14 protein-coding genes are annotated in these 15716 nt (G+C 38.6%); 12 read left to right on the top strand and 2 right to left on the bottom strand.

Annotated features, from left to right (window positions below; genetic code table 11):
* The first annotated feature begins 11 nt into the window (after nucleotides 1-11).
* The 5 genes from O9324_RS16895 (at nucleotide 12) to O9324_RS16875 (ending at nucleotide 7529) form a co-directional block, all read left to right on the top strand.
* Nucleotides 12-410 carry a contractile injection system sheath initiator gene (locus O9324_RS16895; protein ID WP_288140793.1) on the top strand — a complete coding sequence of 133 codons (399 nt, stop codon included), beginning with the start codon at nucleotides 12-14 and terminating at the stop codon, nucleotides 408-410.
* Between the two features lie 37 nt (nucleotides 411-447).
* Complete coding sequence (locus tag O9324_RS16890) at nucleotides 448-2628, top strand: baseplate J/gp47 family protein (protein WP_288140792.1); 2181 nt, start codon at nucleotides 448-450, stop codon at nucleotides 2626-2628.
* Between the two features lie 275 nt (nucleotides 2629-2903).
* A complete protein-coding gene (locus O9324_RS16885; RefSeq protein WP_288140791.1) occupies nucleotides 2904-5387 on the top strand; it encodes a hypothetical protein in 2484 nt (827 codons plus the stop codon).
* 12 nt (nucleotides 5388-5399) lie between these two features.
* Nucleotides 5400-5870 (top strand): hypothetical protein, encoded by a 471-nt coding sequence (locus O9324_RS16880; protein WP_288140790.1) that lies wholly within the window; start codon nucleotides 5400-5402, stop codon nucleotides 5868-5870.
* Nucleotides 5871-5903: 33 nt separating this feature from the next.
* On the top strand, nucleotides 5904-7529 hold the full coding sequence (locus tag O9324_RS16875; protein ID WP_288140789.1) for a hypothetical protein: 1626 nt from the start codon (nucleotides 5904-5906) through the stop codon (nucleotides 7527-7529).
* 301 nt (nucleotides 7530-7830) lie between these two features.
* Here O9324_RS16875 and O9324_RS16870 read toward each other — a convergent pair whose 3' ends face one another.
* Nucleotides 7831-8373 (bottom strand): Uma2 family endonuclease, encoded by a 543-nt coding sequence (locus O9324_RS16870; RefSeq protein WP_288140788.1) that lies wholly within the window; start codon nucleotides 8371-8373, stop codon nucleotides 7831-7833.
* Nucleotides 8374-8875: 502 nt separating this feature from the next.
* Between O9324_RS16870 and O9324_RS16865 the strand changes: the two genes are divergently transcribed.
* From O9324_RS16865 to O9324_RS16835, 7 genes are all read left to right on the top strand, one after another.
* On the top strand, nucleotides 8876-9187 hold the full coding sequence (locus O9324_RS16865; protein WP_287627460.1) for a BrnT family toxin: 312 nt from the start codon (nucleotides 8876-8878) through the stop codon (nucleotides 9185-9187).
* Nucleotides 9168-9467, top strand: coding sequence for a hypothetical protein (locus tag O9324_RS16860; protein WP_288140787.1), 300 nt, complete (start codon nucleotides 9168-9170; stop codon nucleotides 9465-9467). The genes O9324_RS16865 and O9324_RS16860 overlap by 20 nt, the downstream gene beginning before the upstream one ends.
* A gap of 330 nt (nucleotides 9468-9797) precedes the next feature.
* The gene (locus O9324_RS16855) at nucleotides 9798-10412 is read left to right on the top strand and encodes a hypothetical protein (protein ID WP_287627456.1); all 615 of its coding nucleotides are present in this window, start codon (nucleotides 9798-9800) and stop codon (nucleotides 10410-10412) included.
* A 7-nt stretch (nucleotides 10413-10419) separates the two neighbouring features.
* A complete protein-coding gene (locus tag O9324_RS16850; RefSeq protein WP_287627454.1) occupies nucleotides 10420-11016 on the top strand; it encodes a Uma2 family endonuclease in 597 nt (198 codons plus the stop codon).
* A 28-nt stretch (nucleotides 11017-11044) separates the two neighbouring features.
* Nucleotides 11045-11260, top strand: a complete 216-nt coding sequence (locus O9324_RS16845) for a hypothetical protein (RefSeq protein ID WP_287627452.1) — start codon at nucleotides 11045-11047, stop codon at nucleotides 11258-11260.
* A gap of 29 nt (nucleotides 11261-11289) precedes the next feature.
* On the top strand, nucleotides 11290-12096 hold the full coding sequence (locus O9324_RS16840; protein ID WP_287627450.1) for a hypothetical protein: 807 nt from the start codon (nucleotides 11290-11292) through the stop codon (nucleotides 12094-12096).
* A 213-nt stretch (nucleotides 12097-12309) separates the two neighbouring features.
* Entirely contained in the window at nucleotides 12310-13746 is a 1437-nt protein-coding gene (locus O9324_RS16835; RefSeq protein WP_287627448.1) for an NADP-dependent isocitrate dehydrogenase, read from the top strand.
* 498 nt (nucleotides 13747-14244) lie between these two features.
* Here O9324_RS16835 and O9324_RS16830 read toward each other — a convergent pair whose 3' ends face one another.
* Nucleotides 14245-15603: a calcium-binding protein gene (locus tag O9324_RS16830; RefSeq protein ID WP_288140786.1), complete on the bottom strand. Its 1359-nt coding sequence runs from the start codon at nucleotides 15601-15603 to the stop codon at nucleotides 14245-14247.
* Between the last annotated feature and the right edge of the window lie 113 nt (nucleotides 15604-15716).

Genomic DNA, 15716 nt, shown 5'->3' with positions numbered 1-15716 from the left:
GGGGTTAAAACATGACCAGTCTCAATACATTTGATCTGCAATTAACACCGGGAGAACTAGGACAAAAACAAGATCTTAATCGAGTTGATGGACGAAAAAATCTATCTCAAGCTATTGTTAATAGATTTTATACTCGTCGGGGAGAATTGACAAAATTAGGACATCCATCCTATGGCTCTCGCCTTTATTTATTAATGGGAGAACCTAATAATATTCGTACCCGTAAGCTTGCAGAACTTTATATTAGGGAATGTTTAGAGCAAGAATCTCGGATTGCTGAAATCAAGGAAATTAGATTTGAACCCCCTTCCCGCGACTTAGACAAACGCAATGTTTTACTAACAACAATTATTTTGCAACCTGTAGGAGAATCTACGGCTCTTAACATTCAGTTATCCATCAATCTTTAGCCATAATGATCCTTCCACCAACACCGAGAATTAGATTATGACTTTTGAACCAAAAAAATTTGAAGAAATCTACACCAACATGGTGCAGAAATCCCAAGAAAAAGTTCCTACTTTGACAGATTTTCAGGTAGGTAGCGTTATTCGCACCATGTATGAATCTTTTGCTTATGAAATTGGGATACTCTACGAACAATTAAATCAAGTTTATCTGTCAGCTTTTATTGATTCAGCAGAAGGTTCACAATTAGAAATGTTGGTAGCTTTGCTAGGAATTCAACGAGGATTACCAGATTTTGCCGAGGGAACCGTCACTTTTCAACGGGATTTAGGAACCGACATAATTGAAATTCCTGTGGGAACTTTAGTGACTACAGAAGACAGTGAAAAATCACAAAAAAAAGCTTATACAACTATTGAATCCCAAATTTTTCCCGCCAATTCAAAAACTCTTGATCTTAAAATTCAAGCTGTAGAACGAGGAGAAGAACAGGTGACTAAGGAGGAGACAATTAATATTATGCCTCTTCCCATTCCTGGAATTAAATCAGTCATCAATAAAAGTCCTATACAGTTTACTGGAAAGAAAACAGAAACCGATGAAGAATTACGAAAAAGAGCTAAAATTGCCCTGATTTCTTCTGGAAAAGCTTCTAATATCGCTCTGGAAAATGCACTTCTAAGTCAGCCGAGCGTTAAAGAAGTTAAACTGATTGAAAAATTTAATAATCCTGACCAAAAATATGGTTTAGTTGACATATTTGTCGATGGCGTTGATTTTAGCAATGAAACTAAAGTTCAAAGCCTAAAAAGTCAGATTGATAAAGTTAGAGCGGCGGGGGTATTTGTTCGTTTACAATCAGCTATACTGGTTCCTATAGATGCTGTATTTAAGATTGAAATTAATCCAGGTATAAAAACATCAGAAATAGAGCGCAAGACAATAGAAAAATCTGTTGAAGAAAGCATCATTAATTATATTAGTAAAATAAAAATGGGACAACCATTGTTGTTTTCTCAACTAACTCGCCAAATTCTTTCTGTGACAAATATCTATAATATAGAGCGTTTTGAAATTTGTACCTATGTCCCAACAGACAATGGCTCTATTCCCAGTACACCAACTCAATGTTATGCTGATAATGATCCTCGAAAGAAAATTGATATTGAGGAAGCGCAAAAAATCTATCTGCGTAAGATTTGGGTAACTTCACAAGTGAAAATAGTTCCTATTGTAATTCGATTGAAAATCAATCAGGATATTCAGTCTTCTCGAGAACAAGAAATTATCGATAAATTATCAGAATATTTCACAAATCTAAAATCTGGTGGCTCACTGAAAAAAGAAGATATTAAAAATAAAATTGCTGAAGCTCAAATCACTGTTGAAGATAAAGACTTGAAGTTACAAGCTTCAGATTTATCGCCTTTAGCAGTAGTTACACCAGAAGAAATTAAATTGAGTTTTGCCGAAAAAGCCGAATTAGACAAAGAAAATCTGTTTATCTATCGTAACATTCTGCAAATCGTTGGTGCAGTCCAATTTACCCCTCCTAACAAAACTAATGATGAGGAGAAAAATGAAATTAAGCGAAAAATTATTGACAGTTTGAATGCTTATTTAGAGACGCTTAAACCCGAAGAAAACGTTGACATTGATGGGTTAGAAAAAGCGGTCAACAATGTTATTAAGGATATGCCATTCAAGCTTGATATCAATGATTTTATCACTATAATTAACGATAAAGAAGAATTAAGGATCAATCAAAAGCAAATTGAAGTTAAACAATGGGAAAAAGTGCAGCTTGGTAATTTTTGTATAACTAGCGAGATTGAAAGTATCAAGGTAGATATTACTAAATTAAGTTTAAAATTGGTAATTCCCACTCCTTCTCCTAGTGGCTTCAAGCAAACAGATATGATTGAACCAATACAAAAAGCTGTTACTAAGGCCATTCAAGAATTTCCGAGGCCAGAACAAGGGAAAAACTTGTCTTATACAAGTTTGCAACAAGCTATTCTTACACCAATTAGTTCGCCAGAATTACAAAATTTATTGCGAGGCGTTACTTACATTATCGAAAATTTTGACCTAACAGCAACTTCTCAAGCTGATAACCGCACTCAAACAAGAAATATTAACAACAATCAAGAGATTCATGTTCGTTCCGTCGAAATAATCAAAGAAATCAACCCTCCAGCAACAGTAGAAGTGAAATAACCCTACTAAGCAGTGGACTGTTTCAATTAATTTAGCGCATTGTTATCGTCATCCCATATAAATGCTTGCTTTAACTAGCCATACCTGCTATGCTGATTTATATGGTTGTCGAGAACGGTCTTATTTCTTCCACAACCCTACTTTTCTACGACCCTACTCTCATCTTGTCCTAGACTGAGAAAACAATGACAATTAGTGGTAGAACAGCTAGTATTATAAGTCGGTTTCCCCACTTCTATCCTCCTGAAGATCCTACGAGTTTTTTACCTCAATTTTTGGATGTTTTTGGAGAGATACTAGACGAAGTGGAGCAGGACTTAATCCGTGTCTTAAAATCTCATTTTATTAATACAGCAGACAATTTTGGTTCTCTGGGTTTCACCGCTACTCAAAAAGGGGATTTAGATAAAATCTTTGCTCTTATGTTAGCGGAATTGGGAGGAACATCCCAATTAACCACAGTCAATCCGGAATTTCAGCTTAGTGATTTTACACAAATCTCCCTATTAGTGAAAGAATTGGTTGATTCAGAAAACCCTTTATCGAGTTATATTTTTACAAAAATTAAATTATTTGAAAATACAGAAAATTTAATCAATAAATATCATGTCAGCAATTCCTACTTCTCCAAGGATTTTCAGTTTCACTTATCACTAATTCTTAAATTGATTATTGGAGAGGATGCTTTTACTAGCTATCTGCGCGATAAATTATCAGCAGAAACTAAAGAAAAATTATTCAATTATGATGGTTCAGCATCTATTAACCCTGATCTAAATCTTGCATTAGTTAAGGAATTTAATAAGATTTTACAAGAAGATCGTAATCTTTATAAATACCTGCAACAAAGAAATTTACAGATCAACCTTTTCCAACAAATTAATCAAGGCTTAGAACCAGTAAAGATAGTATTAGCAAAAGGATTGTATCGGCGTTTACCTCTAGACATTCAAAGAATACTTTCTCGACAAAACCCGCCTTTTCAACCTCAAGATATTACGCCTGAAATTGAGATTGACTTAAAAAATCAATTAAAAGCTTTATTTAAAAATATTTCCTTTGTCCAACAATTACTTGCTGTAATTAATCAAGCTGAAGCAGCGACTACATTTTTATCAACCCAAGCAATCAACAGTTTATTAGAAATTGACAAAATTAGTTTATCTAGTTTGTTATCGGTTCCAGAAAATACCACTAATCTAGAAATAGCCAAGCTTTCCCCCGCAGCGGAATACCTTCTATCTCAAGTCATCGTTGGAGATGATTTAATCCGACTCAATCGGATGCTATTAGAATCGGTTTATCCAGAGGAAATTCCCTCCAGTGAAACGCCGACAGCAATGGAAGTAGCTCAACAACTTGCTCAAGCTTTCAATCAGGAAATCTTAACTGATGACAAATTCTATGAAAATAATAAAGAAAGTTTTACTTTTAAAAGCCTATCTCGCGAAATACAAAGCTTGATTCAGTCTGAATCACAAATTAAACGGCTGAATCGCTTACTGTTAGAAACAGCCTATCCCACTTATTTAGAAAAAAATATTACTGTCTATCGTAAACGTCTTGAACGCCTAATCGATGTTTTAAAATCTGGTGCTTCAACTAAAGAGGGAATAGTCAAAATTGTTGCTGCAAACTTAGGAATGAGTACGGATGATAGCCAAGAGATCAAACCTTGGGAATCTTACCTTTTTGACATTCCGATAACCTTGGAACCCTCTCTTAGTAAGCTTACTGTACCCGCAGAACTTCAGCAAGTCTTTCGAGAAAAAGGATTAATTTTGGCATTTGGGACAACTATTGTGTTAGAGAAATCTCAACAATGTTGGTTACTCACCGATGCTACCCAAGGACAAGTTTATCGTATTCTTAAAAAAAATGGAACCCTTAAGGTTTATCGTCAGTTAATTCGGGTAATTGAATTTTTTCCTGAATTGGTTTTTCCTAAAGAGACAATTCATCCTCATATCAGTCGATTTAATGTCCAGAACCCCAATGCTGTTCTGGCTATTCCTGCGATTCAAATCAAGATTTTAGATAATCGTGAAAATCCGCAAGGTTCTTTATCACCTTTAACGAATATTTGTCTAATTAATCTCACTAATAATCAATCTATAAAATATGAAGCAAGTCTCAATATCAATCAAATTTTATTAATCCTACCAGATGGTTCAGCTATGGTAAATGGAGTAACAATTCCTAAACCTCCACTTGTGGGATCTATACCGAGTTTACCTTTAGGTCAATCTGAATGGTCAATAGAAGCGGATATTGGCAATCCACAAGTTACTTTTGATTACACTCTGTTTGACTTTTCTTTATTTGAAAATGCCGAAAATAATCCAATTACATCTGAGCAACAAGCTAAATCTTATTCCTTGGTGGTTACATTCTCTTTTTATCAAATAACTCCAGGAGGTTTCACAGTTAAGATTCCTTGGCAAATCCCAGGTTACAGTGATCGCTTTGACGAAAGCTTAGATCATCCACGCCACCAAATCCAAAGTTTAATTGAAAAAGTCAAAGCATCGGGGATTTGTGCTAAAATTGCTTATGAACAACAATTTCAAGAAGACCATCAAATCCAGGAAAAATTGTCATTTAAAGGAAAAGGCAAATTTTCAGAAGATCATAACATAACTGATAAATTTGATGGTCGATCTCAACAATCTTTACTTTCTGAACAGGAAATGTCTGATACATTTTTGACCTCAGCCGTATTTGATTACACTTATTTTGATACAATTGTATTTACTTAAGGAGATATAGCTATGGCTATCCAAGACACAATGGACATTAAAGGAAGTCTCACCATCCAAAAAAGAGACTTGAATAATCAACTGGTAGAAGAAATTCACGCTAACAATACTATTGTCACTTCTGGACGGAGATTAGTGGCTCAACTTTTTAGTAAAGACTTCAAAGACACAATTAAACCAGTTTCTGAGATCGCGATTGGAGGTAATGATAAAGCGGTCAGTGATGATGATTTACAATTAGCACAAGAAATCTTCCGCAAAAAGATAAATCCCATTAAAGACAGTGATTTAGTTCTCTTACCTGACAGTAAAAGAATTAAACTAACAATAACAGCTGATCTCCAAGCGGAAGAAGGTAATGGAGAATTAAAAGAAGCGGCTTTATTCAATGAGGATAAAGTCATGTATAATAGGGTTATCTTTAAACCGATTAATAAAACTCCAGATTTTACCCTCACCCTGATTTGGGAAATCACCTTTTGAAATCAACTTACACTCTAATTATTGGTGACAATCATGCCATTAGCTGACACTCTCAACAGAAAACCGGGTGACATTCTCAAGTCTGATGATTGGAATGTCATAATCAAAGAAATCGACCGCTTAGAAACAGCAAAAATTAATCGAGATGGAGCCGACACTCTTAAGGGACCGCTAACTATTGCTGAGGCCTTAAACGCCAATAGTAATGTCACTATTAAGGGAAGTCTAAGTATTGTTGTTCCTCAACCTCAAGAACCTTCAGGTCAGATTTTAGTTTTAGGACCTACTAATGCTTCTAATCTACGATTAGGCTATCATCAAGATTATTCTTGGATTCAATCTCATGGTAGCAAACCTTTGCTGATCAATCGGTTAGGGAATAATATTGGCATTGGTAGTACAATAAATCCAGTTGCTAGGTTAGATATTGCCTCAGCTACTCGTACTGGAACTCATCCCACAGCCGTTAAAGGTTTATATATAACCGGTGATTTTAATGCTGATAATGATGGTGTAGAATTTCGCCATAGCAATGGTACTCAAGGAATTGGCTTTGGCTTCAATACCATTTATGCAGCAGGAAGTGAAGCTAATCAAGATTTAGGATTAAAACCAAAAGGGACAGGAGAAGTTAAGGTTGCTGGAAGTTTGTCAGTTTCTGGTATTGTCAAAGCCCAAGCATTAACAGTTTCTGGTGATTTATCAGTAACAGGTTCAGTTAGTTTTGGTTCACAAGTGCGTCAAATGCTTAATTTATGGTCAACTAACTATGGAATTGGCATACAAAGTTCGACCCAATATTTTCGTAGCGATGCAAACTTTGCTTGGTATAAAGGTGGTTCACACAATGATGCTGAATTAAATGCAGGTGGTGGAAGATCCTTGATGACCCTTGATAGGAATGGCGTTCTTTCAGTTTCTGGTATTGTTAAGATTGGAAGCTTGCAATTGGGAGGTTTTACCTCTGAGGATAAAGATGAATGGCCTAATGTATTTTGGTCTCGTGATCTGAATCAAAATTGGGATGAAGGACTGATTAAACATTCGTCCAGTCGAGGAGTTTTTAAAAAAGCAGGATTTGGTATTCATCTTCACCAGAATCGAGAGTTTGGGTTTTGGTCAACTGGTTGGAATCCATTATTTGCGGTTGACGGAGATACTGGTAATACTTATATTAGGGGTAATCTAGATTTACAAGGCTCTGCATTCCTAGGTTATGAAAGTGATATCTCCAATTTTGGTACTCCTCTTAAGTCAGGTTTTTATCAAAATGGCGGCAGAGAAATCCCCGTTGATGTACCCGATACTTCCCATCCTTGGACACACTTAATAACCGCTCGTCATAGCAACATAAACAATAATCACCAATTGCAAATTGCCTCAACATTTACCAACAATGATCGACTTTTCTTTAGAAAAGTTCAGGCTGGCTTAGAAACCAATAATCCTGGTTGGAACGAAGTAGCAACAAGAGGTGGAAATACCTTTGTAGGTAATCAAATTATTAATGTAGGAAATTTGACAATCACCAATAACAGTAATACATTTAGAATAAGCGTAGAAGGAAATCGAGTAGTTTTTTATTTATCGAATGCAGTTCACGGTACTAATAAACAAATATCTTGGGACGGGGATAATAATTGGGATCAGGTCTCATAATTATGAACGCTTACAAGAACTTAAATCTGAATAAGAATCTGGACATAAAGTTCTTCCTGATTTAGCATAATCGGTACAATTGTATAAGATAAAAAAGCCACCAAAACACCCGTATCAACAATCACTTGATAGAATATTACTGTCCATAACCCTGCATATATTCTGGATTGGTCGAAAGATATCCTGGTCCCTCCCCTACCCCAATCAAAGCCTGGGCCACTTCAAAAAATGAGCGAGGAGTAGTTTCCAGTTCAGTAGTGCTTGCTTTCTGACGTTTTGCCCAGATAAACTCCACGTTTGTTCACAGGAAAAGTCGCTCAACAGACACTAAAATATCAGGAAATGCTAGGGGTGTGATCGCTCCTTGAACAACCCTAAATTCTTCAAGGTACTGACTTCCTTGAGGATTTCTGAAGACAATCACCTGCTTGGTTGCTAAATCTAAAACCCAATATTCCTCAATTCCAGCCGTTGCATAAATTGCCAGTTTAATCTCTAAATCCTTCTTTAAGCTTGTCTTGGCAATTTCTATAATCCAGAAAATATCTTGAGAACCTGGATGGCGATCATTGTAGGATGATTCTGGTAGTCGAACAATGGCAATATCAGGTTCTGGTTCCGAGTCAGATAGGGTAATTGGTCCATTGAAACGGACATCAGCCTTGCTTGAAAGCAAATCTTCTAAATATTTTACACCTCGTTTAGCTGTAGTGTAATGAAGCGGGGTTTCCGGACTCATTTCAAAAATTTTGCCATCTAATAATTCCCAACGACGATCACGCAGAATACCTGATGCAATCATCTGATGATAATCTTCTAAAGAACATTTAGCCAATGTTTTCATATAGCATTTCCCTCTGAATCAAATAGCGCTAAAGCGCAACTACGAACCTACTTTTATAAGATGTCTAATGTCAGGATTTTGCCGTGCCACATAGTTAGCGAATCCTCTGTATCAGTTATCAGCGATATAATAACATGATATAGTGTTTTCAAATAAAATGTGGAAAGACCTCTGTAGAGGCGCAAGGAACCTGCGTCCTTATCTCGTTCCACAACTCAAATGTAAACGCTATAGCAAATCTAAATGATTCGTGAACCTCCTCTATTCCCCATGTATGATAATGATCGTGTCGATCAATCACATTGCGATCGCATATCTTATCAGTTGGAGGGAAATATATCTGGCTTGATCAAATGGCCAAAGAACTAAACATTAGCTGTCAGGCTGTGATTAAATAATAATAATAGCGATCACTTTAAACGCCTTATACCTAAAGAAACATGAAGGAACAACTAGAAAAACGCCTCGCTGTCAGGAATGTCAATGCTCTTTAAATAAATCTATGAATGTTGTCTATCAACTACAAGGCGTTGAATTTGAGTGGGATAGTCATAAAGCTCAGATTAATTTGGAAAAACATGGCATTAGCTTTGAGGAGGCAATAGAGGCGTTTTTTGACCCCTTTTACCAAGAAGGAGAAGCAACCCCCCAGAATGTTACCAATAGTGAACAACGTCGGTTTATTCTCGGTTATTCTTTAGAACAGCATCTTTTGTTAGTTATCTATGTAGAAAAAGGAAAAAGAAACTGGATAATTTCTGCTCGTCAAGCTACTAGAAATGAAAGGAAACTCTATGAACAAACCAGAAGATGAATATAGCTTAAAACTGCATCCCCGTCTTGAAGAGACAATCTCTCTGGATATTCCAAAAGACACCTTAGCCGCCATAAAAAAAGTAGCTGCTAATCGAGATATGTCTTATGAAGCACTGCTGAAGCTGTATATTGGACAAGGACTAAGACAGGATTTAACCAAAATCTTTTCTAACCGTATATTAGAGACAACAGCACAGGTTTTAGCCAAGCATATTGACTCAGAAGCAGAAATATCGAGTATCATAGAAGAAATCCTTGCTCAAACAACTTATCACTAAAGGAACATGAAAGAACAAATCAAAGAACGCATCGAACAACTCAAAGCCGAATATGAGTCCAGTCAAAAGATGTTAGAGCCGTAGGTTGGGTTGAGCAATAATAACTCTATTAGCCATGCTATAACAGTTCAAAATTGCTGAACAACAAGCGAGATAAATTGGTGAAATATCAACAGAATTAGCCTTAAAATATCAACAGCAAATGCGAGAACTTAGGGAAATAAAACAACAGAGCGCTCACTGAATCAACAACAAAAAAACTCCTTGTCCTCTGTGTCTCTGGGGTGTTTATTAGAATTTTATTTAACCCATAAAAGGCGGTAAATGTAAATGGCTTATAGCAATTTTAAATTAGATGAATTAGTGAAAATTTTTGATTTAACCATTCAGGAAAACTCTGAATTATTTGATACCATTCCAGAACTAGAGTCTAGTGAACATTTAATAACAACTCTCCGGGAAACTGTCGATTTAGCAGTAGCTATCAACACCGAAAAAGCTCGTTCAGAAATGATTATTGCTCCCGTCCTATTAGAGTTGCGAAGGAAATTAAAACACCAAATTAGTCTATTTTCTGGAGTTGACTTTACTGTCGATTTCAGCCAAGGCTTGAACGGTATTTGCGACTTTATTATCAGTAAAAATCCAGAACAGTTATTTATTCGTCAGCCGATTGTCACAATTGTCGAGGCGAAAAATGAAAACTTAAACTCAGGATTTGGTCAGTGTATCGCTGAAGCGATCGCTGCTCAAATCTTCAACCAACAGGAAGGTAATAAAACCCCTGTCATTTACGGAGTCGTGACCATTGGAACTATCTGGAGATTTTTAAAACTTGTAGGTAAAACCGTTGAGATTGATTTGAGTGAGTATTATATTAAAGACATCAACAAAATTTTAGGCATCTTATACCATGCTATCATCAATGAAGAGCCAGGAGAGTAGATGATTTATGAAACCAGCGATAATTAATCTGCCAAACCATTGCAAAATCAGCCAACAACAGTTTAAAAAACTAGCAATAGCCAACCGAGAACTCCGCCTTGAACGCAGTAATACCGGCGAATTAATCATGATGTCACCTACTGGAGGAAGCACAGGGAAATACAACGCTAAACTCGCTAGTCGTTTTGTCATTTGGAACGAACAAACCCAATTAGGAGAGGTTTTTGATTCCTCCACAGCATTTAGCCTTCCCAATGGCGCAAACCGTTCTCCTGATGTCGCTTGGGTTAGTCGAGAACGATGGAATTGTCTAACCCGCGAACAACAAGATACCTTTCCCCCATTATGTCCTGATTTTGTCTTAGAATTGCGCTCTAAAACAGACAAGATGAAACCCTTACGGGAGAAAATGCAGGAATACCTAGCCAACCAAATGCGCTTAGGCTGGTTAATTGATACCAAAAATAAACTTGTCGAAATTTATCGCGCTGATCAACCCGTAGAAGTCTTAAAAAAGCCTGCTACTTTATCAGGAGAAGATATTTTACCCGGATTTGTCCTTAACTTACAGTTTTTGTGGTACGATCTAGAAACCCTAGTTTAAAAACTAACTTTTCCCACGATTTATTCCTATGAAAGAACAAATCCAAGAACGCATCGAACAACTCAAAGCTGAATATGAGTCTGGTCAAAAAATGTTAGCTGATCTAGAAACACAAGAGTCTAATCTAAGAACTACCATGCTTCGCATCAGTGGCGCAATTCAAGTATTAGAAGAACTGCTGGCTAAAGCTGAGGAAGAAGAAAATCTTGACGACGCTAAAAAAGTAGAAGTTCTCTCTCAATGAAGTAGTTAATATTCTTCCCCAAAACTGCCATGATTCAAAACCTAGTTTTGAGAATAATCAGCTTGCTAGTTAAAACCTTAGCAAGCGTTGTTTCTCCCGCAGAGCAACACATTAAGGCCGGACCGGTTGACTCAAATGATAGCAGTAATCTCCCGATGATTGTTATAACTCCGGGTTGCTTTACCATCAGCCAACAACCCGGAGAAAACACCTCTAATCAACCGCGTCCAGAAGAGTTTCGGGAAAAACTGGCTGTCATCCAAGGAAAACCTTTAGGACCATATATCTTAGCCAAAACACCCCTACAAGGAACGGTTCAGTGTCAAGCTTTCTTTGCTGAAGGTACCTTAACAGAAAAGCAAATTTGGCTTCAGGAAAAACAAGACTTTACCATCAATTATAAAACGCAAGAGTGTAACTTTACCTATGATATATCAAAAGCGAAAAGTATCCTGTTTATCTACTCTTTTGTCGGGATTTTTAGCCTAAGAAATTTTGAACAAGAACTTTTCATAGAGGTACAAGCTGCAAGTATCAATGAACTGGAAAAATTAACGGCTCTCATTGCTGGCTCTATCCTAACCCACCACGACCAATTAATCGAAGCCTATAATCAAGATACTACCTACAAAACAGAATATAATGCAGCTTCTTTGGGAATTTTAGCCCAACTGCGACAAATTCAGTTTTTAGCAGGAAATCCAGCCGATACATCCTCAATTAAAATGAAGCTGAAGTTTTTAGTAACCGGTCAACTGAAAGCAACACGAGCAATTAGTGAAAACTTCGGTATCATCGAAAAAATTGAGATTATAGAACCAACGGTTAGTCGATAATTTCCCGATCAATTTTGGGTAAACTGTCATCAAATTCCTGCGAAGTCTCTTGCCTCATCTCAACAGGCAATTTAAATACGCAGTTATCTTAATGGTGAGGTACGAAGTTGATGCCAGCAAGGGAATCTTTAAGAAATTACCCAAAATCCCTGAGTCTAGATATTGACGGCGCTAGACTCCCAACGTATAGATAAATACTGTTTCTGGAAGCCCATGACTGTGAGCTACGAAAAAATTACCCCACCGACAACAGGCTCGACAATTACTTTTTCTGAGGGAAAACCTCTAGTTCCCGACGATCCGATCATTCCCTTCATTCGCGGTGACGGTACGGGGGTCGATATCTGGCCCGCAACCGCAAAAGTTATCGATGCAGCGATCGCCAAAGCCTACGCTGGTCAAAGGAAAATCCATTGGTTTAAAGTCTATGCAGGCGATGAAGCTTGCGAAATCTACGGGACTTATCAATATCTACCCCAAGATACCTTGACAGCGATTAAAGAATATGGTATAGCCATCAAGGGTCCCCTGACCACTCCCATCGGTGGCGGGATTCGTTCCCTGAATGTGGCTTTGCGGCAAATTTTTGACCTTTATGCCTGTGTTCGTCCCTGTCGTTACTATGCGGGAACCCCTTCCCCCCATAAAACCCCGGAAAAACTCGATGTCATCGTCTATCGGGAAAATACCGAGGATATCTATCTCGGCATCGAATGGAAACAAGGCACGGAAATCGCCGATAAACTGATTAATTATCTCAATACGGAACTAATTCCCGCCACTCCCGAACACGGTAACAAACAAATTCCCCTCGATGCGGGCATCGGGATCAAACCGATTAGTAAGACGGGTTCCCAAAGATTAGTCCGCCGGGCGATCGAACGAGCGCTGACTTTACCCAAACCGAAAAATCAAGTTACGCTTGTCCACAAGGGTAACATTATGAAATATACGGAAGGGGCGTTCCGGGATTGGGGTTATGAATTAGCTAAAAGTGAATTCCGGGATGTGTGCGTTACCGAGATGGAATCATGGATCCTGAGTAATAAGGAGAAAAACCCTGATCTGAGCATCGAAGATAACGCCCGCATGGTGGAACCGGGTTATGATGCCCTCACGGACGAGAAAAAAGCTAAAATCTGCCAAGAAGTGACCAGTGTTCTCGATGCTATCTGGGAAACCCACGGCAATGGGCAATGGAAAGATAAAATTATGGTTAATGATCGCATTGCCGATAGTATCTTCCAACAGATCCAAACCCGTCCCGATGAATACTCGATCCTCGCTACCATGAACCTGAATGGCGATTATCTCTCCGATGCGGCAGCGGCGATCGTCGGTGGTTTAGGGATGGGACCCGGGGCGAATATTGGCGATAGTTGCGCTATTTTTGAGGCAACCCACGGTACAGCCCCTAAACACGCCGGTTTAGACCGAATTAACCCCGGTTCGGTGATTCTTTCTGGGGTAATGATGTTGGAATACATGGGATGGCAAGAAGCGGCCGATTTGATTAAAAAAGGCATCGCAGCAGCGATCGCTAATCGACAAGTTACCTACGATTTAGCGCGTCTGATGGAACCTCCCGTTAATCCTCCCCTGAAATGTTCCGAATTTGCCGACGCGATTATCTCCCATTTTGGGGATTAATTTTCCGGTTAGGGTAGCCTGAAAACTGCCCTATTTTTCGGAAAATCCCGTAAGGGACTTGCGCTTTGATAATGTACCTTTTGGGCGAACGCAGTTCGCCCCTACATTGTGGACAAAATCCGTTACTGTAGGGGCGCAATGCTTGCGCCCTCTTTGAACAACTTCTGCTGCTCACCTTAAGTGAGAGAAAATCACCAATATGATCCCATTTTTCTTTATTCGCGTCACAACGAATGCAGGCTTGGCAAGCATTCGAGCGTGGATGTCTGTCATGGATTGAGAAATTTGGTATGAGTTAAAACTTGTAGGATGTTTTGAGTGAGCAGCAAAACGGAATAAAACGGGTTTGGTCGTAATATTTCCTTTGTCTGTTTGTGTTTTTTGGGCAAGAGGAGGTAAGGATTGATGATACTCAACCCCTCTGTTTACGAATGATACAGGGGTATAAGATAATTCATAGTTAAAATCAGCAATACCAGAACCCTTTACTTTTTATTATCAAACTCCAACGATAAAATCACCGGCAGTTAAAGCTAATTGTGGGGAGAGGGTAGCCAACTGAATCGCCATAGCTGTAGTGGCACTACCATCGGCATCGAAGAATAAAGCTCCATTGGTGGAATTATAGATAAAACGATGGTCAGCAGTCGTTGCTGTGGTGGCTCCGGCGCCGATGCGGAATTGACTAGAATCGATAGCCGTTCCCAGCGTCAACCCACCACCAAATTGAGACGCAGAAACCACAAGGGTATCATCGATTACTTTGAAATCGGTAATTGAGTCAATGCCGGTACCCGGTGCATTCAAGACAAATTGTTCGAGTCCCGAACCTCCTGTGAGAACATCATTACCATTGCCGCCAACTAGAGTATCATTGCCACTACCGCCTAGCAGGGTATCGTTTCCGTCTAGTCCGGTAAGGGTGTTAGCGGCATTATTCCCTGTCAAAAGGTTATTGCTGCTATTGCCTGTCCCATTAATGGCTAAAGTTCCCGTTAAAGTCAGATTTTCAAAATTAGCGGTTAGGGTGTAGGAAGCAAAACCAACTTTAACCGTATCGGTTCCTGCGTTAGCATTTTCTGTGATTGTATCCCCGACATCAATGGTGTAAGTGTCGTCACCAGCGCCTCCTTCGAGGGTGTCATTACCGGCTTTTCCATCAAGAGAATCATTCCCTTCTAACCCAAGAAGAAGATTATTGCCACTATTGCCATTAAGACTGTTGTTTAGGGTGTTCCCAGTGCCGTTAATAGCAGCATTGCCACTGAGGTTGAGGTTTTCTAGGTTGTTTCCCAAAGTGTAGGTAAAACTAGCTGTGACAGTATCAGTTCCTTCGTTAAGATTTTCTATCAGGGTATCTCCCCCATCAATGGTGTAGTTATCATTGCCGCTGCCACCCACGAGAGTATCATTACCTAATCCCCCATTGAGGTTATCGTTACCTGCTAATCCTTCCAGTCGGTTATTGCCGTTATTTCCTGTCAGGCTATTGTTACTGCTATTACCTGTGCCGTCAATATTTCCTGTAGCGAGTAAGGTTAAATTTTCTAGGTTATTAGCGAGAATGTAGCTGAAACCCGCTTTTACGGCATCGGTTCCTTCGTTGGCATTTTCAACAATCGTATCACCGGCATCGATAGTATAAGTATCATTGCCAGCACCACCAACGAGAGTATCGTTACCTGCTTTACCATCGAGATTATCGTTACCTGCTAATCCTTGCAGTCGGTTATCACCGTCATTACCAATTAGCGTGTTATTGAAACTATTTCCCGTGGCATTGAGGTTATCTGTTCCTAACAGGGTGATATTTTCTAGATTGGTTGCTGTTATACTTTGCACGGCTACAACTTGCATTTTTTACTCAAGGACAATAATATAGTTTAAGAGTCATAATTAGAAGCAAAGCACTCATTAAAAACATGATTAACCTAGAATTCACGGAAGAAGAAAAGAACTCACTGTATTAT

This window comes from Microcystis sp. LE19-84.1B, assembly GCF_027531875.1.
In the GTDB taxonomy this organism is placed as follows: Bacteria; Cyanobacteriota; Cyanobacteriia; order Cyanobacteriales; family Microcystaceae; genus Microcystis; species Microcystis panniformis.
This window is presented reverse-complemented; position numbering and strand designations above follow the sequence as displayed.